20 protein-coding genes are annotated in these 25,045 nt (G+C 59.4%); 9 read left to right on the top strand and 11 right to left on the bottom strand.

Features of this window, described 5'->3' with window-relative positions; translation table 11 throughout:
* Nucleotides 1-354: 354 nt before the first annotated feature.
* Nucleotides 355-2,358, top strand: coding sequence for an ABC-F family ATP-binding cassette domain-containing protein (locus tag ABIQ96_RS19855; RefSeq protein WP_348216383.1), 2,004 nt, complete (start codon nt 355-357; stop codon nt 2,356-2,358).
* On the opposite strand, the gene ABIQ96_RS19850 is transcribed toward ABIQ96_RS19855, so the two are convergent.
* The 4 genes from ABIQ96_RS19850 to ABIQ96_RS19835 all read right to left on the bottom strand — a co-directional run bounded on the left by ABIQ96_RS19850 (nt 2,355) and on the right by ABIQ96_RS19835 (nt 4,585).
* Complete coding sequence (locus ABIQ96_RS19850; RefSeq protein WP_348216382.1) at nt 2,355-2,708, bottom strand: hypothetical protein; 354 nt, start codon at nt 2,706-2,708, stop codon at nt 2,355-2,357. The two genes, ABIQ96_RS19855 and ABIQ96_RS19850, sit on opposite strands and share 4 nt — an antisense overlap.
* Nucleotides 2,705-3,451, bottom strand: a complete 747-nt coding sequence (locus tag ABIQ96_RS19845) for a hypothetical protein (RefSeq protein WP_348216381.1) — start codon at nt 3,449-3,451, stop codon at nt 2,705-2,707. The genes ABIQ96_RS19850 and ABIQ96_RS19845 overlap by 4 nt, the downstream gene beginning before the upstream one ends.
* A gap of 90 nt (nt 3,452-3,541) precedes the next feature.
* Nucleotides 3,542-4,075 carry a GNAT family N-acetyltransferase gene (locus tag ABIQ96_RS19840; RefSeq protein ID WP_348216380.1) on the bottom strand — a complete coding sequence of 178 codons (534 nt, stop codon included), beginning with the start codon at nt 4,073-4,075 and terminating at the stop codon, nt 3,542-3,544.
* A gap of 12 nt (nt 4,076-4,087) precedes the next feature.
* A complete protein-coding gene (locus ABIQ96_RS19835) occupies nt 4,088-4,585 on the bottom strand; it encodes a transcriptional repressor (RefSeq protein ID WP_348216379.1) in 498 nt (165 codons plus the stop codon).
* Between the two features lie 86 nt (nt 4,586-4,671).
* Here ABIQ96_RS19835 and rsgA point away from each other — a divergent pair, with 86 nt between their 5' ends.
* From rsgA to ribD, 3 genes are read left to right on the top strand one after another with little or no spacing between them, the layout of a single operon-like run.
* Entirely contained in the window at nt 4,672-5,772 is a 1,101-nt protein-coding gene (rsgA, locus tag ABIQ96_RS19830; protein ID WP_348216378.1) for a ribosome small subunit-dependent GTPase A, read from the top strand.
* The gene (locus ABIQ96_RS19825; RefSeq protein ID WP_348216377.1) at nt 5,744-8,122 is read left to right on the top strand and encodes a mechanosensitive ion channel domain-containing protein; all 2,379 of its coding nucleotides are present in this window, start codon (nt 5,744-5,746) and stop codon (nt 8,120-8,122) included. Before rsgA ends, ABIQ96_RS19825 begins: the two co-directional genes overlap by 29 nt.
* Nucleotides 8,119-9,132: a bifunctional diaminohydroxyphosphoribosylaminopyrimidine deaminase/5-amino-6-(5-phosphoribosylamino)uracil reductase RibD gene (ribD, locus tag ABIQ96_RS19820; RefSeq protein ID WP_348216376.1), complete on the top strand. Its 1,014-nt coding sequence runs from the start codon at nt 8,119-8,121 to the stop codon at nt 9,130-9,132. The genes ABIQ96_RS19825 and ribD overlap by 4 nt, the downstream gene beginning before the upstream one ends.
* On the opposite strand, the gene bioA is transcribed toward ribD, so the two are convergent.
* A complete protein-coding gene (gene bioA, locus ABIQ96_RS19815) occupies nt 9,104-10,378 on the bottom strand; it encodes an adenosylmethionine--8-amino-7-oxononanoate transaminase (RefSeq protein ID WP_348216375.1) in 1,275 nt (424 codons plus the stop codon). The two genes, ribD and bioA, sit on opposite strands and share 29 nt — an antisense overlap.
* 366 nt (nt 10,379-10,744) lie before the next feature.
* On the opposite strand from bioA, the gene ABIQ96_RS19810 reads away from it, so the two are divergent.
* A complete protein-coding gene (locus ABIQ96_RS19810) occupies nt 10,745-12,391 on the top strand; it encodes a peptide chain release factor 3 (RefSeq protein ID WP_348216374.1) in 1,647 nt (548 codons plus the stop codon).
* A 23-nt stretch (nt 12,392-12,414) separates the two neighbouring features.
* Here ABIQ96_RS19810 and ABIQ96_RS19805 read toward each other — a convergent pair whose 3' ends face one another.
* Nucleotides 12,415-13,269, bottom strand: coding sequence for a histone deacetylase (locus ABIQ96_RS19805; RefSeq protein WP_348216373.1), 855 nt, complete (start codon nt 13,267-13,269; stop codon nt 12,415-12,417).
* A 187-nt stretch (nt 13,270-13,456) separates the two neighbouring features.
* On the opposite strand from ABIQ96_RS19805, the gene ABIQ96_RS19800 reads away from it, so the two are divergent.
* On the top strand, nt 13,457-14,245 hold the full coding sequence (locus ABIQ96_RS19800) for a GDSL-type esterase/lipase family protein (RefSeq protein WP_348216372.1): 789 nt from the start codon (nt 13,457-13,459) through the stop codon (nt 14,243-14,245).
* Here ABIQ96_RS19800 and ABIQ96_RS19795 read toward each other — a convergent pair.
* Entirely contained in the window at nt 14,242-14,607 is a 366-nt protein-coding gene (locus ABIQ96_RS19795) for a DUF2237 domain-containing protein (RefSeq protein WP_348216384.1), read from the bottom strand. The two genes, ABIQ96_RS19800 and ABIQ96_RS19795, sit on opposite strands and share 4 nt — an antisense overlap.
* A gap of 121 nt (nt 14,608-14,728) precedes the next feature.
* Here ABIQ96_RS19795 and ABIQ96_RS19790 point away from each other — a divergent pair, with 121 nt between their 5' ends.
* Nucleotides 14,729-15,628: a hypothetical protein gene (locus ABIQ96_RS19790; RefSeq protein WP_348216371.1), complete on the top strand. Its 900-nt coding sequence runs from the start codon at nt 14,729-14,731 to the stop codon at nt 15,626-15,628.
* On the opposite strand, the gene ABIQ96_RS19785 is transcribed toward ABIQ96_RS19790, so the two are convergent.
* The 3 genes from ABIQ96_RS19785 to ABIQ96_RS19775 all read right to left on the bottom strand — a co-directional run bounded on the left by ABIQ96_RS19785 (nt 15,625) and on the right by ABIQ96_RS19775 (nt 19,210).
* On the bottom strand, nt 15,625-16,059 hold the full coding sequence (locus tag ABIQ96_RS19785) for a Minf_1886 family protein (RefSeq protein WP_348216370.1): 435 nt from the start codon (nt 16,057-16,059) through the stop codon (nt 15,625-15,627). The genes ABIQ96_RS19790 and ABIQ96_RS19785 overlap by 4 nt on opposite strands.
* Nucleotides 16,060-16,165: 106 nt before the next feature.
* Nucleotides 16,166-17,263 carry a glycoside hydrolase family 76 protein gene (locus ABIQ96_RS19780; protein ID WP_348216369.1) on the bottom strand — a complete coding sequence of 366 codons (1,098 nt, stop codon included), beginning with the start codon at nt 17,261-17,263 and terminating at the stop codon, nt 16,166-16,168.
* Between the two features lie 237 nt (nt 17,264-17,500).
* On the bottom strand, nt 17,501-19,210 hold the full coding sequence (locus ABIQ96_RS19775) for a transglycosylase domain-containing protein (RefSeq protein WP_348216368.1): 1,710 nt from the start codon (nt 19,208-19,210) through the stop codon (nt 17,501-17,503).
* A gap of 532 nt (nt 19,211-19,742) precedes the next feature.
* On the opposite strand from ABIQ96_RS19775, the gene ABIQ96_RS19770 reads away from it, so the two are divergent.
* Nucleotides 19,743-20,192, top strand: a complete 450-nt coding sequence (locus ABIQ96_RS19770; RefSeq protein WP_348216367.1) for a TA system VapC family ribonuclease toxin — start codon at nt 19,743-19,745, stop codon at nt 20,190-20,192.
* Nucleotides 20,193-20,315: 123 nt separating this feature from the next.
* Here ABIQ96_RS19770 and ABIQ96_RS19765 read toward each other — a convergent pair whose 3' ends face one another.
* The gene (locus ABIQ96_RS19765) at nt 20,316-22,667 is read right to left on the bottom strand and encodes a transglycosylase domain-containing protein (RefSeq protein ID WP_348216366.1); all 2,352 of its coding nucleotides are present in this window, start codon (nt 22,665-22,667) and stop codon (nt 20,316-20,318) included.
* Nucleotides 22,668-22,765: 98 nt separating this feature from the next.
* Between ABIQ96_RS19765 and ABIQ96_RS19760 the strand changes: the two genes are divergently transcribed.
* Entirely contained in the window at nt 22,766-24,928 is a 2,163-nt protein-coding gene (locus ABIQ96_RS19760) for a trypsin-like peptidase domain-containing protein (RefSeq protein ID WP_348216365.1), read from the top strand.
* The last annotated feature ends 117 nt before the right edge of the window (nt 24,929-25,045 follow it).

Raw genomic sequence — 25,045 nt, 5'->3', positions numbered from 1 at the left:
TTTTTTTGCCCGGAAAAAGCGGAAAATAGCCGGGCGAAAAGGAAGGCGCAACGCGACACAGGAAACAACCAAAACGGCCGGAAACAACAGTGCCAAAAACCGGAGGGATCACCGGTTCCCGACCGGCGTGCCAGACTGAAATCGGAAGGTGAATGTGATGGTCAAATGGAATTACTGGCTACGCCTTCCGAAACTCCGAGCCTTCAGATGCGAAACTCACGGGAGGCTTTTCGGTAAGGTCTTCTGGTTAGCTGCTCATCCCGATTCTTGTTGAATGTCTAAAAACACGAGGATCCAGCGGTTTTGCTTCTCCGGCGTTGACCCCGCCGCCGTGGCGTGCATCTTCCGCGCCCGATGATTTCCGTTCAGTCCCTTCGAGTTGAATTTGGCGCGCGTGTGCTTTTCAACGACCTCGCATTTTCCGTCCAACCGCGCGAGCGCATTGCCTTCGCCGGTCACAACGGTGCGGGGAAATCCACGTTGATGAAATGTGTGGCTGGAATCATCAGGCCCACCGCCGGGCAGATCAGCGCACCCCGCGGAACCCGCATCGGTTATCTGCCGCAGGAGGGGATTCACGTGAAAGGCCGCACTCTTTGGCAGGAAACCGAGTCCGCTTTCGGAGAGACGATGGCACTCAGCGAGAAGATCGACCGTCTCTCTAACGAACTTGTCAAACTCGATCCTCGTTCATCGCCTTATGGTGATCTACTAGAGGAAATCGGCGAGTTGGAATTACAGCTTGATGCGATGGATCCCGCCCGGATGAAGCCACGCATCGAGTCCGTACTCAAGGGGCTTGGCTTCCAAACGAAGGATTTTACCCGCGATTGTTCTGAGTTTTCAGGCGGCTGGCAGATGCGGATCGCCATGGCGAAACTGTTCCTTCAGGAGCCGGAAGTCTTGCTGCTAGACGAACCGACGAACCACTTGGACATCGGCACTCAGATCTGGGTCGAACAATACTTGATCAACTATCCCGGCGCGATTCTTCTCATTTCCCATGACCGGGCCCTGCTCGACACGCTTTGCACGCGTACGATCGCGTTCTCCCACGGCCGCGCCGAGGAGTATGCGGGAAATTTTTCCTACTTCGAGCGAGAGTCGGTTCTCCGCAAGGAAATCCGACTCAAGCAATACACTTCCCAGCAGCGGGAAATCGCGGAAACGCAGCGGTTCATCGATCGTTTCCGCGCTTCAGCCAACAAGGCGACGCTTGTGCAGTCCAGGATTAAGCTGTTAGCCAAAGTCGAGCGTATCCCGGCTCCGGAGCAGGAGGATGCCGTCATGAATTTCAAATTCCCGCCGCCACCGAACTCCGGCCACACCGTTGCCAAGCTTGAAGCTGTTTCCAAGTCGTACGGCGCGCTCAACGTCTTCAGCGGCTTCGATTTTGAAATCAACAAGGGCGAGAAATTCGCCATCGTTGGCCCTAACGGCGCGGGCAAGTCCACCTTCTGTCGTCTGATCACGGGGCAGGAGGAGCCGGACGCCGGCGAGCATACCTTCGGCCACAAAGTCGCCACGTCGTTCTTCTCCCAGAACCATGCCGACGAGCTCGATCCGAACCTAACTGTGCTTGAGACCGTTGAGGCCGCCGCGTCGCGCGAAAGCATGCCGCACGCGCGGAATCTGCTAGGTTGCTTCCTGTTCCGCGGCGATGATGTTTTCAAGAAAATCGGGGTCCTATCCGGTGGTGAGCGATCACGTGTGGCTTTGGTCTGCATGCTCCTGCGTCCTGCGAATTTCCTGATCCTCGACGAACCGACGAACCACTTGGACATGCAATCGCAGGACGTGCTCCAGCGAGCGCTCATCGACTATCCCGGCAGCGTGATGATCGTTTCCCACAATCGGAACTTCCTTGATGCGTTGGTCACTAAGACCCTCGAATTCCGCCCTGGCGAGCAACCGGTGCTCTATGCGGGAAACATCACCTACTACTTGGAGAAATCCGCAGAAGACGAGGCGGCGAAAAAGGGTATTCCCAAGTTGGCCTCCCTCGCACCCGCTTCTTCCAACGAAAACAAGTCATCCCGGCAGTCCGTTCCCGGCGTCAACCGGAAGGAGCAGCGCCGGATCGAGGCCGAGCAGCGGGAAATGAAATCGAAAGTCCTCAAGCCGCTCGAAACCGAATTCGAGGCCTTAGAAGCCAAAATCGCGGAGCTCGAAGGTGCGCAAGCCACACTTACCCAGCAGCTGTCCTCTGACGCCGTTGCCAACAATCCGGGGAAACTTCGCGAAGTGACGAACGCGGTGGACAAACTCGCGAAATCGCTGGAAAGCAGCTATTATCGCTGGGGCCAGCTCTCGGATGAGATTGAAAAGGTGAGGGCGAAACTGGGGATTGAAGCTTAATCGCAAGCGGAGCACGGAATCGACTCCGCGGTTGCGGCCCGTAATTCAGTTAGGTGAACCGCCATGTCCGGTCGTGTTCCGGACCACGGGAATGCCGCGTCGACCTGTTCGGGAGTGATGCTTTCATCCAATGTCTCAAGTTTCGACAAGACCGCGACTAACACTTTTGAAAACAAAGTGGCGTCCCTGCCCATGCAGAAATCTATCACCTGCGGCGGGCGTCCGGTCATTCCCATCCGTAGCCGCATGCCGTGGCTGTAGGGACTCAGTCCGAGTTCCCAACGACCGTCCTCGCTCAGCAATCGCAGAGAACGGAAATGACTGTTGGGCTCGACGCATTTAAATTTCACGGCTTTTTGCGATCGGGGTGTCCCCACCAACTGTTTTTTTGCGTGCCGTCATAGTGTTCCTCGAACGCGCGAACGGCGTCTTCGATGGTTCCATCATTGTCGGCCCATTTGGAGATATCCGGGAAATCGGTGAGGGCGTTGGTGTTCTTCACATCGCTCTTGAACTGGATCGGGCACCAGAACGACTCGATGTTGCGTAACATTTCGCTGCCCAGCGCCCACAGGCCGGTCATCCAGTCGCAATACCAGCACCACAACAGATCGTAGCCGATGAGACCGTCGTATTTGTGGCGGGAAAGATTCACCCAGTCGCCCTGCCGGTAGGTTGGGAGTTTGGCAAGCCAGGCGACGACCGGATAGACGGTCATTTCGATCACCCGCGTGAGCACAAACAGCACCGCCGCGGGAGTGGTCGCCCATAGCGCGAATTGATTGCGGAGCGGTCCCAGCACCTTGTTCTGCGCATCAGTGAGCGTGCGGCCTTTTTTACCACGAATCGCGCGGTCAAGCAGGCAGAAAAAGTGCAGCGAGAGGAATTGTCCGATCAATCCGGCGAGCACGCCCGGCCATTCTTCTAACCAATATCCAGCCGCCCATGGCACCCAGGTGAAGAGGCTGATGAAAATATCTAACACCGGAGCCCGTGTGATGTTGTGCGAAATGGCGTAGGCGATGCGCGTGAGCGCCGCGGCGACAATCAGGCCACCGAAAACGTATGCGGCGGTAAGGACAAAGGGCGTCATGGGGGCGTTCAGTGGAATTCCTCCGCGAAAATTTCAAAGGGGGGTCGAGCCTAAGATCGGTCACCGGGAATACGAGTCTGAAAAATGGGATCAACCGCCGTTTCTTCGGATCCAATACCACATCTCATTGTCCTTGATCCGATCCAGCGTGCCTCCGTGGCGCTCAATGATCCGCCGCGACGCCATGTTTTTCGCAGAGCACAGGAGCAGAACATCGCCGATGCCCAGCTTCGTGGCCTCCACCAATCCGAGCCGGAGGATTTCATGGCCCAAACCCCGCCCTCGAAAAGCAGGTGCGATGTCGTAGCCGATGTGGCCGGCCCGTTCGATCACGGCCGGCGTTAGGTAGTGCCGGATTCTTAGCGTTCCCACCAGATCGTCGCCGATTTGCATCCAGAAATAGGATGTGGGAGCCCATTCATCGGACAAGGCCGATCCCGCGGCCTTGTCGCGGACGGCATTCACATAGGCGGGAAAATCGGTGGCTGCGAGAGCGGCTTCCTCGCACCATTCGTGGTGCCCGGACGCTTGGTAGTCCTCGAACATCCGGCAGAACGCCTCATGCATCCGGGCATCCGGTTGAATCAGGCGTGGCGCGGCATCCACGGAACGATTTCCAGCCATGATATCGCCTGTTCAGCGTTTTTTCCTCAATCGCTTTCCGGTCAGGCGCGTGGCGATGAGGTTCGGACAACGGCCTTTGAGCCGCAGTTGCTCGCAATTCGCTTCGATCTTGATCGACTGGCGGATCGGTTTGAAGCCCAGCCTTCGGGTCACGCAATCGTTGAGAAGATCCAGATGCGAGTCCTCGAATTCCACCACCCGGCCGCAATCGATGCAGACGAGATGGTTGTGCGAGGGCTTGTCGAGGAAGTTTGGATCGTAGGTGGTTTGGTTTTCTCCGAGGTCGATTTCACGCAGCAGATCCGCCTCCACCAGCAGGCTCAGGGTGCGATAAACCGTGGCCCGCGAGGTTTCGGCATCGACCTTCCTGACCCGGTCGAATAGTTCGTCCGCTGTGAAATGCTCGTCCTTGGAAAACGCCGCCTTGACGATGGTGTCGCGCTGGGTGGTGCGGCGCAGACCTTTGCGCCGGATGAATTCATTGAGCCTTTCCTGAATGCCGGATTCCACGACGCATCTCTACCCGCACGAATCCTCCACGGGAAGCCGAAACGCGGGAATCGACAGCCGCGCGTGTTGCGCTAAGTTTCCGGCGGATGACTTTGAAGGAACTCGGATGGAATGATGATTTGGAAAAAGCCTTCGCGGCCCACGCGGGAAAAGGCTGGGTGCCCGCACGGCTGATCCGGGAAACAGTCATCAACTACGGCGCGTTCATCAAAGGCGGCGACGAAATCGACGTCATTCTCTGCGGCCGCGTCTGGCACGAGGCCGCCTGCGACGCGGATCTTCCGGCGGTCGGCGATTGGGTGGCGGTCGAGCTCGGCGATGAAAACCAGCCGTCGGTCATCCGCGCGACGCTGCCCCGCCGCACTTGTTTTTCCCGGAAAATGCCGGGCAACAGCTCCCAGGCGCAGGTCATCGGAGCGAACATCGACATTGTCGCCGTGGTCACCGATGCGGGTCCGGATTTCAACATCCGCCGGATGGAGCGCTACTTCATGCTCATCGGCCGCAGCGGTGCGAAGGCGGTGGTGCTGGTGAACAAATCCGATCTTTTCCCCATCGAGCAAAGCATGGCCGCTGCTGCGGAAATTGCCGCGCTGTGGGACGGCGCCAGCGTCCACGTCACCAGCGCAGTGAGCGGCCAAGGGCTCAAGGTGCTCAAAAAATACATCAAAAAAGGCACCACCATGTGCATCGTCGGATCGAGTGGCGTCGGGAAATCGACCCTCGTGAACCAGCTCTACGGCGAGGAATGGCAGTGGACCAGCGAGGTGAACGAGATCACCGGAAAAGGCCGCCACACCACGACTTCCCGCGAGCTTGTCCCGCTGCGGAACGGCGGCATGCTCATCGACAATCCGGGCATGCGCGAGATCCAGATGTGGACCGACGAGGCCACGCTGCGCGACAGTTTCGCCGATGTGGAGGCTCTAACGGCCGAGTGCAAGTTCTCCGATTGCAGCCACCGCAAGGACGCGAAATGTGCCATCCGCGCCGCCGTCGAAGCGGGCACGCTGGATCTCGCGCGTTATGAAAATTTCCTCAATCTCGAAAACGAGATCGCCGCATTGAAGAAGCGTTCCGAAAAGCGCCAGATGGCCGTCGAGCGTTGGGCCAAGCGCAACAGCGTGAAAGCCCGCAACCTCGCTGATAGAATCCAGCTTGAAAAAGACGCCCGTGGTGACCTCTGATTTTTCGCAATCCCTCGTGCGGCTGTGGCTCGCGGTTTTCCTCGGGCTGCTCGCTTCGCCGTCGCATTCGGCCGCCCAGATTCCGGGCATCAGCGTGAACCCGGCGGCTACCGCTCCTGTGGCAGAAACGCCGGAGGAAATAGACGCCCGGTTCCAGCAATGGCTCAAGGAGGCGCGTGCGAATTTCAACCGCATCAGCGAGCCGGATGCCGAAAAATCGCTTCCCGAAGGCATCGACGTCGCTGCGCTGGGCGACTATCGCCGCGATCTTGAGCAGATCATTGCCAGCATCAACCGCTTCCGGAAGATTCTCGAAGGCCTGCCGGAAACGGGAAAGTCACTGGAAGCTGCCAGGGCGGCGGACGCCGCTTGGCATGGCTTGGATGAAAAGCCTCCCTATTCGATTTTGATGTTAGATCAGTTGGTGACCCAGCAGGAGGCGATCCGGGAAAAGGCGGCTTCCTACCGCTCTTCGCTGGCTCTGTTCACCCGTACCCTTGGCGGGATTCAGGACGAGGCGCGGGATTCCGGGGAATCGAGCCGCCGCGCCATTTCCGCTGCCGCGGATGAACCGTCCGGCGACGGTCCCGCAGCTTGGCGGCTGGAGGCCGACCGTACGAAGTCCCGGCTACTCGCAGTCCGCGCCATGTTTCTCCAGAGCAGCATCAGCCAGCTCAAGGATCAGGTGGAAACCACGCAGCTACAGCTTTCCCTGCTAGACCGCCAGATCGGCGTGGTTCGCAAGAAGGCGGTCTTCCGCGACGAGGACCTCGCGATCGTGAAAAAGGCGGCATCCGATCGGCAAGCCTCCCTGCGCAAGGAACTCGAAGCCATCCGCAAGCGGGAGCAGGAAGCAAACGCGGTCAAGAACCGGATGCAGGGTATCAAGGACCAACTCCTCAAGACCGTCCCCGAGGGCACGCCGCTGGAAAACACGCCCGACCTTGCGCTCGCCACGGTGAAAATGGAGGCGTCGGAAACCCGCGTCGATTCGCTGCAATACATCGAGAGCAACTTGGAGATCCTCGACGACCTCGAAGCCGATGGTGTCGAAAGTTACTCTAACCGCAAAGCGGCCCTGGAAGCGAAAACCAAGGACGCGCGGGAAGCGGCGCTTCAGGCGCTGCGTTCCTCCTACGACCGGATGACGGCCCGCGGCATCGTTTTTAACAATGAACTCGCCGCCGTGAATGCGGACATCGGCCGTCAGGAAGCCCGCGCTTCCGCCCGACCTGCCGACGATCCACGATTGCTCCCGCTCAACGACGTCCGCGCCTCGCTGTGGGACAAACAGGCGATCATCCAGCGCGCCGTCCAATCCGCCGCCGCGCAGAGCCGCATGATGAAACGCTGGCTCGATGGGTTCGACGAGACCCGCGCCACCAGGTCTCTCTCCGTGCGTCTATCAGAAGGTTCCGCCTCGCTTTGGACAGGGTTTAAAAACCTGTGGTCCATGGACGTGTTCACCTACGAGGACACCGTCATGATCGGCGGAGTGCCCAGTACTCAGGAACGCGGCGTGTCACTGGGTAAGTTCTTCATCGCGATCTTCGCATTCCTGATCGCCTATATCATTTCCAACCGAATCAAGAACCGTGTCCGCAACACGGTCGTCCGCCGCGGACACATCGCGGAGGCCCAGGCGAAAACCCTGAGCAACTGGCTGATGATCGTAGTCGGCCTGATTCTCGCGGCGAGCACGTTGCATTTCCTGAAAATTCCGATCACCGTTTTCGCGTTCTTCGGCGGTGCGTTGGCCATCGGGCTGGGTTTCGGCACGCAAACCCTGATCAAGAATTTCATCAGCGGTATCATTGTGTTGTTCGAGCGGAAGATTCGTGTCGGTGACATCGTGGACATCGGCGGGGTTTCGGGTTCGATTACGGAAATCAACACGCGGTCCTCGGTTCTCAAGAGTGGAGATGGCAGGGAGACGCTGGTGCCGAACTCGTTGTTTCTGGAAAACCGGGTGACGAACCTCACTCTCTCTAACCGCCGCGTGCGCCGCATGCTCAATGTGCGGGTCGCCGTGGGATCTTCGCCGCAAACGGTCTGCACGATCCTCAAAGAGTGTGTCGAGCGCCACGGACTGATTTTGAAGGAGCCGGTTCCGGTCGTCACTTTCGAGGATTTCGCCGCAGACGCGTATGCCTTCGCGATCTATTATTGGACGGAGTTCAACGACAAGACGAACAGCGATGTGGTGGCGAGCGACATCCGTTTCATGGTGGAGAAACGTTTTTCGGAAGTGGGAATCGAGTTTCCCGGAGCGAAAACCGAATACACGCTGCGCGGTGATGAACCGCTGCGGATCCGGCTGGATAGGAAATCCAACGAACCTGAGAAATGAGCGAAGACGTCCGCTGGATGAATCTCGCCATGGACGAGGCGCGGAAAGGGATCGGCCGCACCGCGCCGAATCCGCCGGTAGGTGCGGTGATCGTGAAGGATGATATTTTGTTAGGAAAGGGCTGGCACCGCTCCGCCGGACAACCGCACGCCGAGCGCGAGGCGCTGGCGGATGCCGCAGGCAAGGACGTTCGCGGCTCGACGGTTTACATCACGCTGGAACCCTGCTCGACCCACGGCCGCACGCCGCCATGCACGCAGGGACTCATCGAGGCCGGAGTGGCGCGGGTGGTTTACGCCTGCGTGGATCGGAATCCGGATCACGCCGGACGTGCCGACTCGATTCTAACCGAGGCAGGTATCGAAGTGGTTTCGGGTGTTTGTTTGGAAGAAGCGGAGAAGATTCTACGTCCCTTTTTCAAGGTTCGCGAAACCGGGCTGCCGTGGGTGATTTGGAAAACGGCGATGAGTCTCGACGGCCGCATCACCCGTCCGCCGGGCGAAGGACAATGGCTGACAGACGAACTGGCACGCGCCGATGTGCAGGAGATCCGCGCCACGGTTGATGCCATTCTAACCAGTGGTGAGACCGTGCGCCGTGACAAGCCCGCGCTGACCATTCGTGTGCCGGAGTTGCTGGAAGGGCGGCAGCAACCGTGGCGGTTGATCGTAACGGATCGGCCAGAGTCTTTGCCTGAACAGCCGGAAAGAACCTTGATCCGTTCCCGCGCCGATCTGGTAGGGACACTGCGGAAACTTGCGAGCGAACAAGGCGTGCTCACGGTGTTGGTGGAGGCGGGCGGTGTTTTTTCAGCCGCGTTGTTCGAAGCGGGATTGGTCGATGAGGTGGTGGTCTATTACGCACCGATGATTTGCGGCGGGCCGACTCCCGGATTGGCTGGAGCGGGTTTGAAGGAGTCGCTGCAGTTGGATGAAATTGATTTCCTTCAACTCGGGAATGACATCCGAGTGCGTGGGATCATCAAGAAAGCGCAGCGTCCAGCGCGTTGATCGCGTGATCGATCTCATCAATGCTGCTGGAGAGCGGCAGCATCAGCACGACGGTGTCGAGAATGGACCGGGTGAGCAGTCCGTGGTCGCGGGCGGCAAGGCAGACGGATTCTCCGAAACGCTCGCCGGGCGGGAATTGTTCTCCATCCGGACGGCGGAGTTCGAGACCCGCGATGAACCCGCACTGGCGGATTTCGTGGACCAATGGCTGGCGGGATTTCAGTGAGGCAAGGCCGGTGGTGAGACGTGAGATTTTTTCCGGAAGGTGAGCGAGTGTTTTTTCCGACTCGAAAACATCGAGGCTGGCAATGGCCGCCGCACAACCTAACAGATTTGCCGTGTAACTATGGCCGTAGTAGAAAGCCTTTTCCGGCGCGCCGAGGAAGGCATCGTAAATTTTTCCGGTGGTGAGCGTGGCGGCCAGTGGCAGATAGCCGCCGGTCAGTCCCTTCGCGAGACAGAGGAAATCCGGAATCACGTTTTCCTGCTGGCAAGCGAACATCGTCCCGGTGCGGCCGAAGCCGGTCATAACCTCGTCGAGGATGAGGTGGACGCCGTTTTCATCGCACCACGTCCGCAACTCCGCGAGCATGCCGGCGGGCCATGGCCGCATTTCGTTCACGCCTTGGATCAAAGGCTCGATGATGACGCCTGCGATTTTTTCCGATGGAAGGGATTCCAGATCGCGAATCGAGCTAACATGCCGTACGGGATATCCCGTGCCGCGGAACCGTTCGAAAAACCGTCCTACTCCGCCGAGGGATGCCGCGCCCAAGGTGTCGCCGTGATAGCCATTGGCGAAGGCGACGAATTGATTTCTATCAGGCTCGCCGGTTTGCTGGCGGTATTGCACGGCCATTTTCAACGCGCACTCGACGGCGGTGGAACCGTCGTCGGAGAAGAAGACCCGCTCCAGGGTGTTTTTCGGGAAAAAGCGGCAGAGCCGTGCGGCCAATTCCGCCGCCAGTGGGTGGGTGAAGCCGAGAAATGAAGTATGCGCCGTTTTTCCTAACTGTTCTTGGATTGCCGCATTAATCGCCGGGTGCGCGTGGCCGTGGATGTTGGTCCAGATCGAGGAATTTCCATCCAGATACTTCCGGCCCTCGGAGTCCCACAGCCACGAGCCTTCGCCGCGAGCGATCACCAGCGGCTCATGCCCGCGCGCGCACCACTCGCCTTGCCGGGTGAACGGATGCCAGCAATGGGCCTGATCCAGTTCGATCCACTGCCGGGTTTCCTCACGCATGCGCGGAGGATGCGGATGCTCCACCATTCATCAATCCGCAATCGATTTTTATCATACGGCAACGAAAATAGGGTCGAAACTGTGCCCGAAAAATGCTGGGTATTCGGTGTCCCCTACGCGATCACGGCATGGCTTGTGGCCGAAAATGGGATACATCTCATGTGTCGCCGCAAGCACACTCCCCCCCATGGTGCTGCGGACAACGGCACATTTCCCCCCCGAAAACACGTCGGCGGATGTTGGTGGTTCCCCCATCAACATCCGCCGATCTGCTTTTCAGGGGAGAATTCCTGATCGCCGGGGATCTCATGAAACGATCCGGACTTGCCCGGAGAGCCGCTTCCGTTTAGCCCTGCGGCCGTCTTCATGTCCGTTTCTCCTTACGCCATTCCCTCGCCCGCGCTGCAACGCGAGGTGAGCCGCCGTCGTTCGTTCGCGATCATTTCCCACCCGGACGCCGGAAAAACGACGCTGACGGAGAAATTCCTGCTCTACGGTGGCGCGCTGAACCTGGCCGGCAGCGTCACCGCGCGGAAAAACCAGCGCGCCACCACCTCGGACTGGATGGATCTGGAAAAGCAGCGGGGGATTTCCGTTTCCTCCACCGTCCTGCAATTCGAATACAAGGACTGCGTCGTCAACATCCTCGACACACCGGGGCACAAGGACTTCTCGGAAGACACCTATCGCGTGCTCACCGCCGTGGATGCCGCCGTGATGGTGGTGGACGCAGGTAAGGGCATTGAAAGCCAGACGCGGAAACTTTTCGAAGTCTGCCGCCGCCGTGGAGTGCCGATTTTCACCTTCATGAACAAGCTGGACCGCCCGGCCCGGCCATCGATGGACCTGCTCGACGAGTTGGAGTCGGTGCTCGGCATCCACGCGTTTCCGGTGAACTGGCCGCTCGGCGATGGTCCTCGTTTCCGCGGGGTTTACGATCGCGAGCAAAAGCAGGTGCATCTTTTCCAGCGCACAGTTCACGGTGCCTACCGCGCGCCAGTGGCGGTGAGTGGCATCGAGGACGAGAGTGTGAAAGATGCCTTGGAAGAAGGCACTTACCGCCAGGTTTGCGACGAACTTGAACTGCTCGAAGGTGCGGGCGCGGAGTTCGATTTGGGAAAAATTCTCGCTGGTGAATTGACACCCGTCTTCTTCGGCAGCGCCGCTAACAACTTCGGCGTGCAACTGCTGCTCGACCGTTTCCTCGAACTCTCCCCACCGCCGACGCCGAAAGTCAGCGGCGAGATGCTGATCGATCCCGCGTCCGCCGAGTTCTCCGCCTTTGTCTTCAAGATCCAGGCGAACATGAACCCGAAACACCGCGACCGCATCGCGTTCGTTCGGATTGTTTCCGGAAAATTCGAGCGCGACATGGATGTCGTGAACGGCCGGACCGGCGAAAAAGTCCGGCTGGCGAACTCGCAGCGCCTCTTCGCCCGCGAGCGCGAAACGGTGGACGACGCCTTCGCCGGCGATGTTGTTGGCCTCGTCGGAAACTACGATCTGCTCATCGGTGACACGCTTTCCTCCAAGCCCGGCGTCACCTTCGATGAAATCCCGCGTTTCGCCCCGGAATGTTTTTCCTTCCTGCACAACAAGAGCACGGCGAAATACAAACGCTTCCGCGACGGTCTCCAACAACTCCTCAAGGAAGGCGTCGCCAGCGAGTTCCAGCTCCTCGATACCGGCGGCTCGCAGGTCCCGCTGCTAGGTGCGGTCGGCCCGCTGCAATTCGAAGTCCTGCAATACCGCCTCGAAGGCGAATACGCCGCCGAGACGCGGATCGAGCAGGCCAACTGGTCGCTCGCCCGCTGGCTCAAGCCGAAGGAAGGCGACCCACTCGCCCCCGAGGCTCGCCCGAATCTATCACTCGGCGCCGCGCTTGCCCGTGATTCCAATGGCTGGCTCGTCGCCCTGCTCCCCAGCGAATGGGCGTTGAAAACCTTCGCGGATAAAAACGAGGATTGGATACTATCAGAGCAGCCCTTCCCGCCGCCGGTGGTGGAGAAATAGGGAGTGCACATCCTACCTCGCGTTCACAGCCCGCGGAACTCGCTGGCGAGTTTCTTCGCGGTGGCGATCGTGTTGCGGTGGAGTTTCGCGGTGAATTGTGCCTCGCGGTTGTAGCCGCCGCCGTAGAGCACGGCCACCGGGATGCGGTTCTTGATGAAGGCGCTGAGCAGAACTTCATCGCGACGCTGGATGTCCTTGAGCGAGAGATGCATTTGGCCGAAGCGATCGTTGCGATGGTTGTCCGCGCCGGAAATCCAGATGACGAGATCCGGCGCGAAGGTATCGAGCGCACCTGCCAGGCTGACGAAGAGCTGTTTCAAATACATCTCGCCCTCGACATAGCGGACGGTCTCGATGTCGAGCGATCCTTCGATTTTTTTGGTGGGATAATTTTTCCCGACGTGGATCGAGTAGGTGAAGACGCGCGGGTCGCTGCCGAGCAGGGCGGCGGTGCCGTTTCCTTGGTGGGCGTCCGTATCGACGACCATGATCTTGATGTTCGGTTGCTTGTCCTGTAGGTCACGGATGGCGATGGCGACGTCGTTGAAAACGCAATATCCCTCGCCGTGTTCGCGGAATGCGTGGTGAGTGCCGCCGGCGAGGCAGACGCCGACTCCTTCGGCCAGCGCGGCATGGCAGGCGAGACGGGTGGCCTCGACTTCGGTGATGCTGCGCTGATAGAGTTTCGGCGTGACCGGCAGACCGAGAAGGAGTTGTTCCTTGCGACCGAGCAGGCCGGACTGGATTTTCTCGATGTAATCCTTCTCGTGGACCCGCTGGAGCAGATGGGTGTCGGCCGCCCGGACCTCGATGATTTCTTCGGGCCGGAGGATGCCGCCATCGAGCAGCATGTCCTTGGAAACACGGAACTTTTCCATCGGAAACGGATGTCCCGAAGGGAGCTCGAGCTCCAGGTCCTGTGAATAAAAGCAGCGCATTGTCCCGCAGCCAACCAACAGCGGAATGGCTGGAATTCCAAGCGGTAAGTGCGGTGCGGCGCGAAGGATAACCCGAACGAAGGGCTTGCTGAAGATAACGGGTATCGTCGAGCCTCGGTGAAATCCCATGAAATGTTTATCCGGAGTTTTGTTCGCAGTGCTCGTGATGGCAATGTCGGCCGGAGCGGTGGTGATCTGGCCGGTCGGCGATTCGCTGACTTCCGGGTTCACCCGCGCGGGCGCATACCGGCCCCAGCTTTACACGGTTCTAACCGCCGCGGGGATGGCGGTCGATTTCGTAGGCAGCGCCACCAATGACACCACCGCTTTGCTAACGACTGCGGGTGAGGCAAATCACGATGGCCATTCCGGCTGGTTCATCGCCGACACGGCGGCCAGCTCGGCGGACAATGGTAAGGGGATCTACGAGAGCGTCCAGGGATGGTATGCCGCGATCACACCGCCCGGCGTAATCCTGCTGATGATCGGAACCAATGATCTGAACGGCAACAACTCGGTTTCGACGGCTTCGGCACGTTTCGAACTGCTTCTTTCCCGGCTCGAAACTTTGAGCCCAACGGCGCGGATCATCGTCGGCTCGGTGCCGAAAGCCTCGGAAACGAACATTTATAAGAATGCCGCCGTCACCGCGCTGAATACCTCCATCAATACTTATAACAGCTCGATCCTCGGCATCGTGAACAACCACGCAGCCAGCGGCAAAAAAGTTCAATTCCTGGACGTGAATGCGGCCATGTCGCTCACCGATCTCGGCAGCGACGGCCTGCATTTTTCCCAAAGCGGCTATGACAAGCTGGGAACCCTGTGGGCCGGCGCGGTGATGGTGCCGGAGCCGGGGAGCGCGGTCTTGGTGGCCGCGGGCTGCCTGTTAGCGTTTCTGCGCCGCCGTCGTTAGCAGGCGTGGAGTTTCATGTTTTCGAGGTCGATGAACTCAAGAGCCGACTCGTGGGTGGCTTCCAGCACGACATCCGGCGCGGCCCCCGCTTCGAATGCTTCCTGCCAACGGGCGGCGCACAGGCACCATTGGTTTCCGGGTTTCAAACCGGGGAAGCCGTGGTCGGGTTGCGGCGTGCTGAGGTCGTTTCCGCGGCGTTTTGAAAATTCCAAAAATGCCGCGCTGACCCGTACGCAAACGACGTGGACGCCGTGATCTCCGGCACCCGTGCGGCAGCAACCGTCGCGGTGCCAGCCGGTGACGGGATCGAGCGAGCAGGGCTGGAGAACGGATCCGATAACGTTGCGTGCTTCGATGGACATGTGATCAAGATACTCCGTCGCCGTCGCCAGTCCAGCGGCTTGCACAACGGAAATACATCTGACAGATTGCCCGTCATTGGAAACGGCGTGGAAAAATGATTTGCCCGAGGGTTTCGACCCGATGACGGCCAAGGAACTGCGGCAGAGCTTGCGGCGCGGCAGTTTCGTCTATCCGTTTTTGGCGATCCAGGTGTTTTCCGTGGTGGCGATGATCATCGAGTTCCAAGTCGGTCACGATTCCGAAACCACCGACTACGCAGGCGTATTGAACCTCGGGATGCTGGCGAATGGGGGTGCTTTCTGGATCGTCGTGTCGGTCATCTGCCTGCTGCTCATGCCCATGGCCGGTGTGATGCTAATGGGTCAGGAACTCGAGGAGGGAAATCACGAATTGCTCCTGCTCACCAAGCTCGACCGCTGGAAAGTGGTCATCGGGAAATTCGTCACACTGTGGGGCCTCTGTGCGCTGACTTTCATTTCGCTGCTGCCCTACGTCGTCGTCCGTTACATGATCGGCGGTATTGAATGGACGCACGAGGCGGCCTGCGCCGGGACCATTCTTAGCGGCTCCGCTATCCTCTGCGCGGGGGCAATCGGAGCCTCGGCATTCAAACGGGTCGGCGTCCGGATCGCGGTGTTGGCGTTGTTTTTTGTCTCGGTCGCCGCGGGTGGTGGTGTGCCGCTCGGGGTCAGCGCCGAGGTCACCCACGGCTGTGGCTGGCTCTATCATTTCACGGCGTTGTCCGTGGTGATTTGCTATGTGGCGGTCGGCCTCGCGTTGGCCCGCTCGCGCCTGCGGCTGGCCATTCTCGCTTATGAAATGAATCCCAGCAGCATGATCATCGGGTTGTTGGTCTTCGCGCCGTTCGTGATCGGATTTTCCACTGCGATCACCGTCGGTTACGGTGGGTTTGTGGGACTTCTCGGCATCGCGCTGGTCGCCGCGAGGATGGACATTACTCCGAAGGCCCCGAAATGGGTTCCCGCGCCCCCACCCGATTTACCACCGGTGGAGTCTTAGGAAACCACTCGCTTCGTGCGATGGGATTCACGTGGTGCCGCTGCTTTGCTACTCGGCAGGAACGGCGTGACCAACGAAGCCTCGAAGTCGAAAACTTCGGAAAAATCCTCCTTCTTGTCGGAGTCCTGCTTGCCGAAGACCTGCTCTTCGATGAGATGGAAAACCATGTCACCGACGTCCTGGCATTTGCGGATGCTCCATTCTTTCATCAGCGTCGATGCCATGGGGCCGAATTGTTCGAGCGCGAAATCCCGGTAGCCCGCCAGCAATTCCGGGCCGCTCACATGACGCGCCTGACCGCCGTTTGACTCGGCGATCCGCTTCAAGGTGAAGTCGAGTGCGTCTTTGAGAAAAAAGTAGGCATGCGGGTCAAATCGCTTGTCGCGTTTCAGGATTGAAACGACGGATTGCTCGAATTGCATGGCCTGCATGGGCTTAGCATGCCCAAAACCGGCCGCTGTGTCAAAACGCTTCGAGAAATCCTTCAACTCTCCCCTTCGCCTTGTGAATTCCTCAGCTGGCGGGTGGCATCGATCCCTACTGTGATTTCCCGCTTTTCGATCCTTCCGTCGGTGCAATCGCCTGCATGATCACGACTGCATTGCTGCATCCCCACGAGTATTTCAGGCCCGGAGGTGTGGGCTTTGGCGAAGCACACCAACTGAGATTGTCCGGCGCGCGGCGGGCCTGCCACGCGGCTTCCGCGTTTTTCTGCAACCATGGCTCGAAGGTTGCCTGCTCGTGCTGGTCCTTCATGAACCGCGCGATCCAACGCACACCGATCCCGTTGAATCCACCGCCGTCGCCAGACTCTCCGCCGGGGGGCAGATAACCATCCCTGCAGAGTTGGTTCATGGTGAAGGTTGCCGCCAGCTTGGCGTCTTCGTTGTAGCCTAGCAGATTGGCCGCGCCGACAAAGGTGCCTTGGTTGTAGGTGAGCGCGAATGCACCGATTTTCCCACCGAGGTGGATGTTGTCGGAAACCTTTCCCGTCTTTTCGTCGAACAGAGTGGCGCGTTCCCAGAGGAAAAGTTCCTTGGCCTTGGCGGTGTAGGAGGTATCGTGCGTTGACAGTCCTAGCAGAAATGCCGCGATGGATCCGGGGCCGTTCACGCAGGCATTTTTCGAGCGGTTGTCCGTCTTCCACCAGAGTCCGCCACCGAGATCCGGTGAGATCGCCCGCTTGTAGCAGAGGTCGAAATTCTCCTTCGCCACATCGCGGTATTCGGCATTGCCGGAAGCCAGATGCGCACGGCAGCAGGCGATGACCATCCACATGATGTCGTCGTTGAAATCATTGCGCTCCCAAGTCCTGCCATGGTCGGCGATGAAGCCGCGGAAGAGGCTGGCGAACATTTCGAGATACTTCGGGTTGCGTGCTCGCGCGTGGGCATCCATCACCATCTCCATTTGTTCGGCCCGCGTCCAAAAATCCGCCTTGCCGCCATCGGTATTCTTGGTGTGCCAGCCGCGGCCGTCCTGTTCCCGATAAAACGCTTTGGAATGAGCCTCGAAAATCGTGTTGGCATCTTCTGTCGTGTAAGCCGCGGCCGTTGCGCAACCCGCTGCGCAGCAAATTGCCGCAATCCAGGATTTCCGGATCTGCCATCGGTTTTGGTTTGATGCTCTTTTCATGAAGGGAGAAATTTGAACTTGGTTCAAGTTTGCGTCATACTTTGCGGCAATTCGTTTTCTCTCATTCTGTTTTGTCTGCAATCAAATGTTAGCCATCGGTCGTGCGACATGAGTCCTTTATAAACCGCAGGTTGCGGGCTTTTGACGCTTCCGTTTTCACGTCGTCAATGAGTGAAACCTATCCAATTGGGGAGGAACTGCCGCATGTGGATTGCACGCAAACTTTTGCGCCGCCGCTCAGTTGTTTCCCAGCCGCTTCACAAACTCATCGAGCAGCGCCTTGAGCCGTGGCTCCGGCGCGATGACCGCGGGCTTGTCGAAGCCGAGCCAGATCGCAGTCGCGCCGCTAGGGCCGAGGCGAAGCGTCCATGCGTCGCGTTCCGAGCCGGTGGCTCCGGTGAAGCAGCGGGTCCCGCCGGAGCTTTGCAGGACGCTGGCGGCGTCGCTCGCCGCCGCTGCGCCGAGGGCGGCAGTTAGATTGGGCTCGGCGGTGTAGAGCACCTCGCCGGTCGCATCGCGGATTTCCTGGATCAAATAGGGTTTCGGCCGTTTGCCCTTGTTGCCGAGGGTGGCGAGGCCGACGGACATTTCCAACGGCGTGGCGCTAACAGAGCCGCGAAACAGGTCCTCGGTTTGCAGGAACGGGCCGGAAATTCCGCAGCGTTTCGCGATGCGCTCCACTTCGCCCGGGCCGATTTGGCGACCGGTTTGCACGGGCCTTCCTGGGAGCACCAGCTTGCCGCGCTCGGCGGCGGCGGCGGCGACGAAGGGTTCGAAAGCGGAGCCGAGATCGCGCTTGGAACGGGTGCGGTCGAATCGGGAATCGCTGTAATTTCGCCCGCCGATGAGGGCCAGCGTTGCGCCGGTTTTCAAGTCGGTGGTGACGGCGGCGTATTGCAAATAGTCGGGCTCGGTGCCTGCCAGATGTTTGGCTTCCGTCGGATGCTGCCACGTTTTTTCATGCTCCAGATCCTCCACCGCGCGGGTGAGCTCGATTTCCAACCGATTCTGCCACCCGGCGTCGAGGGTCGTGCGGACGTGCAGGCCGCCGAGGTGGATGTCGTTGTCCTCAAGGATGCCGTCGAGCTCGCGGCGCACGGCTTGAAGCGCGTAGGAAGTCTGCGTTTCATGCTCTTCCTCGTTCATCAGCTTGATCGGCTCGGCTATGATGCGGTCGCGGTGGGCGGTATCGATGAGTCCCATCGCAATCAGGCGATTGAGTGTCTGGTTCCGCTGTTCGATGGCGGCATCGAGATTCCGGAACGGTGAGAAAATGTGCGGTCCGCGGATGATGCCGACGATCATCGCGCATTCGCCTTCACTGAGATCGTGCGTGGTTTTTCCAAAGTAGGTTTGCGCCGCTTGCTCGATGCCGTCCGCCCCGGCACCGAAGTAGATGCGGTTCAAATAATGCGTGAGGATCTCGTCCTTGGTGTAGCGCGCTTCCACCCGCAACGTGAGGGCGATTTCCAGCAGCTTCCGATGCAGCGATTTCTGCTTCATCTTGAAGGAATTCCGCGCGAGCTGCATGCTCAGCGTGGACGCGCCTTGGGTGAAATCCCGGTCCTTGATGTTTCGCAGCGTCGCCCGCAACAGCCCGCGGACGTCGATGCCGCCGTGTTCGAAAAACCGCGCGTCTTCACGGGCCCGCAGCGATTTCACCAGAAAGTCCGGGATGTCCTCCCGTTTCACCAGCTTGCGCCCCACGGATCCCGGCGCGGTGATTTCGACCCCTTTCCGATCCAGAAAAACCGTGCCCGACGGAAGCTTGGCGACCTCCTCCATGTCAAACCGCGAGGCCAGCATGAAATAGAAAAACGCCACGCCACATCCCACGATGAGTCCGGTGATCGAGAGCTGGAACAACAACTTCACCGGCCCGTGCAACCACGCCGGCAGCCATCGCTTCCAAAACGGCAGGGGATGGATCGGACGCCAGGTGGACATGAGGTAAATCTGCGGACGACGGGGATACTGGTTCGGCCAACTGTTGTGGGCAAGCTTGGCGAAATCGTCGGCCGCTTTGACTTTCCAGCATAACGAAAATTCAGATTCAGCTGCCTGAAATCACGCCTATCCTTCATGATCCTAAAGAGGAATTTAAAACCACGAATAGTAGGGGAGGTGAAAGACCGTGCACAATCTGCCATATACGCCGAAAGCTAATTTGACATCAAATTGATGGAGCGGTAAAATCCGCGGCATGACGAAGACTCAGATTCAAATGCCTGAGGAGCTTTTTGAGGAACTTCGCGCGTTTGCCAAGCATCGTGAATGGTCCTTGGCAGAAACCTTCCGGCGTGGCGCGGAGCTACTTCTCCAAGTATATCCCGAAACCGCTGATAGAGCTCCAACTGTTTGGACACCACCCACCTCCAGCCGAGTTGGATGGAAAGGCCTCAGTGCCGAGGAGCTACGTGAAGCCGCCTTCGCCGATGGCGATCCTCATTTGTTCTGAACCTTTCTCGACAGGACCTCCATGCTCTCCATCGATGCGAATCTTCTGCTCTACTGCTACAGCGAGTCCTCCCCCAATCACGAGGCGGCCCGCGCTTTCCTCGAAGAAGTTTCTTTACTTGAAGACGTGGCGTTGAGCGAATTCGTGCTGACCGAATTCTATTTGCTGTTGCGGAATCCCGCCGTTCTCTCCCATGCGCTTACCGCTCCCGAGGCGGTCTCCGTGATCCAGAGCTACCGCCGACATCCCCGTTGGAAAGTCTTCGGCTTCCCGCCCACCAGTCGCGAAGTCCACACCGAACTTTGGAAACAAGCAGCCGTCCCCGACTTCGCCCGCCGCCGCATCTACGACACCCGCACGGCGTTAAGTCTCCGTGCCTTCGGAGTCACTGATTTCGCCACGGCGAATCTGAAGGATTTTCAAGGTTTTGGGTTTGATAAGGTTTGGAATCCTTTAGCTGGTGTCGCCTGATTGCGGGGTTGCCAAAAATTTGAGACGTCCTATTGGTTTTTTGGATTGATAGCCTAGGAAAGGCTGGGAGGAAGCACGGCAGTTTTGGCTGATTTATTAGCCGATTATAGCCGTTTCAACAAGTCACTCCACCGGCACGGCGCGCAGCGGCTTTTCCGGGTCGGCCACGGGCTGGGCCTTGAGCGGAGGTGGCTCGGGAGCGTTCAGGGAGGATTCGTCAACGGCTTGGGCTTTGGCGGGATGGATCGGGCAGAGGTCGTTTTCCGGAAGGGCGATATCGACGGGGACCTTGTCGGTGTAGGCGGTGTCGGCTTCGCGACAGCCGGCGGTGGCGCGTTTTCCGGAGAGGCGGCAGAGTTCCATTTCCACGAGCTTCACGTTGGCGTTGAGTTCGCCCGCCTTGTAGCCGAGGCGGTCGGCGGTTTTCATGATGTCCACCCAGACCGGCAGCGAGAGGGTGGCGCCGTAGCCGCCTTGGAAGGTTTTTTTCGGCTGGTCGAAGCCGACCCAGACGGCGCAGGTCAGGTTCGATGTGAAGCCGGAGAACCAGGCGTCCTTGAAATCGTTGGTGGTGCCGGTTTTGCCGCCGCAGGGTTTGTCGAAGCCGAGTCGCTTGATGGATGAGGCGGTGCCGCTGGTGGCGACTTCCTTGAGGATACGGGAAACCGACCATGCGGAGCCCGCTTTGGCCGCCGGATAGGAAAGCGTGGGGGAAATCGGGTGGCCTTTGTCATCTTTGGAAGGCCAGAGGATGTTGCCGTCGCGGTCCTTGATTTCGGAAATCAGATAGGGCCGGTAGCGGATGCCCTCGTTGGGGAAAATAGTGTAGGCGGTGGCAATTTCCCACGGCGAGGCTCCCCAGGTGCCGAGGAAGGACGTCGGCTTGTCCGGCATCGGCGTGGTGAAGCCGGCCATGCGGGTTACCTCTTTCACTTTCGGGATGCCGGCGTAGTTGCCGACGCGGACGGACATTGTGTTGCGGGAACGGATGAGGCCGTAGGAAACCGGCTGCATGCCGCCGAATTTTCCATCCGAATTGTGCGGATGCCAGTTGCCGGCACCTTTGATTTCGCCGGTCTCGATCGGGCCGTCGCTGATGTTGGTGTCGGGCCGGAGTCCCTGGTCGAATGCCGCCAGATAGATGAAGGGTTTGAAAAGCGAACCGACCTGGCGACTGGCGCGGGTGGCGCGGTTGAAAATGGATTCGTTAGCGTCGCGGCCACCGATCACGGCGAGCACGGCTCCGGTGCGGTTTTCGACGACAACGGCGGCACCTTGGATGTAGTCGGGCTCCTTGCGTTGGTCGGCGGGGATTTGCCGCCATGCCGCTTGGGTCTGGTGGTCATAACCGGACATCCTCTCGACTTCGCGGAGTTTTTTGTCTAACGCCTCCTCGCCCTTGTGCTGGATGCGGAGGTCGATGGTGGTGGTGATGTCGAGTCCGCCGAGCTCGATATTTTCCTTTTCCAGAATGACCTCCAAGTCGCGCTGGATCGCCTCCATGGCATAGGATTGCTTGGCCTCGCGCCGCCATTTCGGCCGGACTTCGATGGGTTCGAGTTTGGCTGCCTCGGCCTCGGCCTTGGTGATCACTCCGGCGTCCACCATCCGATCAAGCGTGGTGCCGCGTTCGCGGGTGGCGGCTTCCATGGAGCTGAACGGATTGTAGGCATCGGGGCCGCGGACGATCCCTGCGAGCAGCGCGGATTCTGATAGAGTGAGTTCGGACGGATGCTTTTCGAAATAAATCCGCGATGCTTCGCCCACTCCGTTGATGCTACGGCCCCAGTTGATCTGGTTGATGTAAGCTTCGAGGATTTCGTCCTTGGTCATGGCCGACTCGAGGCGGAAGGCGATGGCGATTTCAAGGCACTTGCGGTCGATCTGCATCATCAGGAGCCGGGGCTTGTTGCTGCGGATTTCATCGATTTTTTCGGGGTCCTTGAGTTTGAAAATGTCGGACGCGAGCTGCTGGGTGATGGTGGACGCGCCTTCCTTTTTCCCCTGGAGGTTTTTCAATACAGCGCGGCCGATGCCGACGGGATCGACGGCTCCGTAGTTGTAAAACCGCTCGTTTTCGCGGGCGAGGATGGCCTTGCGGAAATTCTCCGCGACTTGGTTCAGCGGGACGATCGAGCGCTTTTCGCCGTGGATGCGGCCGATTTCCTCACCGAGGCGGTCGTGGATGATCGTGCGTTCCGGCATCGCGTGGATTTTCGCGAGGTCATACTGCTGCGCCCGGATCCCATAAACGACGGCGAAAACGAGCAGGGGATACAGCCCGGCGACGACGGGGTAGGCGAAAATCCGGACCAGAAATTTCAACGGACTCCCGAGCGGCCGGGTGAGCAAATTGACCAAATGAAAGGGCCAGAAAAACAACAGCGAGGCAGCTCCCGGGCCGCGCGATGGTGCCCGGTGAGGCGCGTTCCTGTCGCGAAGGCGGTCATCATCTGGCGGGTTGCGTTTTGGCATCTTCGTGCGAATGATAAGCGATCCTTTTCGAACCTTCCATCCTTGATTATTGGGACAGACAAACCGACAAACGGGTGTCGCTGAGGATGCAACAAGCCATGAAAGTGAAATCCTTTTTTCCCCTCGCCGGAGTTTGCCTGGGCCTGTTCGCCGGCAACGGAATCCTGCAAGCCGCCGAACCGGTCCACACGCTTGACGACCTCAACCGGCTGCAATCGAAGGTCGAGACGGTTTCCCGCAAGGTGATGCCCGCCACGGTCGCGCTGCTTTCCGAAAAAACCGAGTCGTCCGGTTCCGGCGTGATCACCACCGCCGACGGATTGATTCTAACGGCTGCGCACGTCACGCAGGGTGCTGAAGAGGTGACGGTCGTCTTTCCGGATGGCGAGCAAGTGCAGGGAAAAGTGCTGGGTGCGAATTATTCCAAGGACATCGCGATGGTGCAGATCCAAGGCAAGGGCCCATGGCCGTTTGCCGAAATGGGTGAGTCGAAATCACTCACCGCCGGTGACTGGGTGGTCGCGCTGGGACACTCCGCGGGATTCGACGCTACGCGGACGCCTCCGGTTAGATTTGGCCGGGTGGTCTCGAAAGGACCGGGCAATTTCCTTACCACCGATTGCACGCTGATCGGCGGCGATTCGGGTGGACCGTTGTTCGACCTGAACGGAAAAATCATCGGGATCAACTCTTCCATCGGCGTTTCTCTAACCAACAATAATCATGCCGGCATCGACGGTTTCAAGCAGGACTGGGACCGCATCCGCGCGGGTGAGGCATGGGGTCAGCTTTCCATGAATCCCTTCGCCAATCCCGAGAAGCCGGTGTTAGGCATTGCCATGGGCCGCTCACGGGGAACCGAGGGCGTGCCGGTGGATGCCATGGCTCCGCGTTCTCCTGCTGCTGCGGCCGGGCTGCGACCGGGCGATGTCATCACGAGTCTGGACGGCGCAACCGTTCCCGACGCCAATCGTCTGGAGCAGGCCCTCACCAAGCATCAGGCGGGCGATAAGGTGAAACTCGGCATCCTGCGCAACCGCAAGACGATTGACGTGGATGTTTTGTTGGCCCGCTACGACGACATCTTCAGCTCGATGCCGGATGGAGCCTCTCCTCAAACAGATGAGGATATTCCTTTGATGCTGCCGGAAGAACGGCAGGCCATCACCGCGCAGGATCAGGAGTCCGGCACCGCCATTGCCCCGGAGCTTACGACTGCGGCCAAGTCCACGGTGGGAATCTGGGCGGGATCTCGCCGGCTCGCTTATGGTACCGTGGTGGGTGACGGGACGAAAATTGTCAGCAAGTGGAGCGAGGTCGCCAGGGCTTCCGGCAACCTGCGGGTCGGCAATGGCGCGGGGGAAGCCCGTGCTGTCAAACTGGCCGGAGTTTATGAAGACGAGGACCTCGTCGTGCTGGATATCGAAGGCGCGGCGCTCGCTCCTGTTAGCTGGTCGCACGAAGCGCCGAAGCTCGGTAGTTTCCTCGCCGCTCCGCAGCCGGACGGACGTCTCGCCGGCTTCGGCGTCGTTAGCGTGCTTGAGCGCAATCTCCGCGATACGGACCTGGCCTACCTCGGCGTCGTCGCCGCCAAAGGCTTCGCGGGCAAAGGCGTGAAGATTGGCGAAATTGATCCGGGTTCCGGTGCCGCCAAGGCCGGGTTGCTTCCCGGAAATGTGATTCTCAAAGTTGGTGATCGCCCGATTTCCGGAGTCCTCGCGCTGAGAAACGCCCTCAACGGCGCAGCTCCCGGTGGCAAGGTTTCCTTGTGGGTCGAAGTGAACGGCCGTGAAAAGGCGATCGACGTCTCACTCGGCAACCGCCCCGAAACGCACCAGTATTTCGGTGCCAGACTCCAGCAAATGGAGCGCATGGGTGGCCCGATCAGCCAGATCCGCGACTCGTTCAGCCATGTGATTCAGAGCGACCTGCGTGTCTCCCCGAACCAAGTCGGCGGCCCGGTGGTGGATTTGAATGGTCGTGTGCTGGGGATCACGATGGCGCGTGCCGACCGTACTCGTTCCTTTGTCATGCCCGCCGCCGCTGTGGAGAATTTGTTGAAAAAGGATCCCGCGAATCCCGCGCTGGCCCAAGTCCGCGAGGATGACGAAGCCAAGCCGGAGCCCGCGAACGGAGGACCGCCGCTACCACGCGGTCGCTCGCAACGCGGAACCGAAGAGCGGATGCGCCGCCATCTCACCGACATGCAGCGGCTGATGGAATACATGAACGACGAAATGCAGGCGCTGGAGAATCGCTAGTGCCGTGTAAAATTGATTTTGGCGGACAAAGCGCTGAACGTGGTTGTGGCCGTCCGGGCTTTACGGGCTCCAGGACTCTAACGGAGCGTTGGGTTCCTGCCGGCCGGTTCAATTTCC

Source organism: Luteolibacter sp., from assembly GCF_039920825.1.
Lineage (GTDB): Bacteria > Verrucomicrobiota > Verrucomicrobiia > Verrucomicrobiales > Akkermansiaceae > Luteolibacter.
This window is presented reverse-complemented; position numbering and strand designations above follow the sequence as displayed.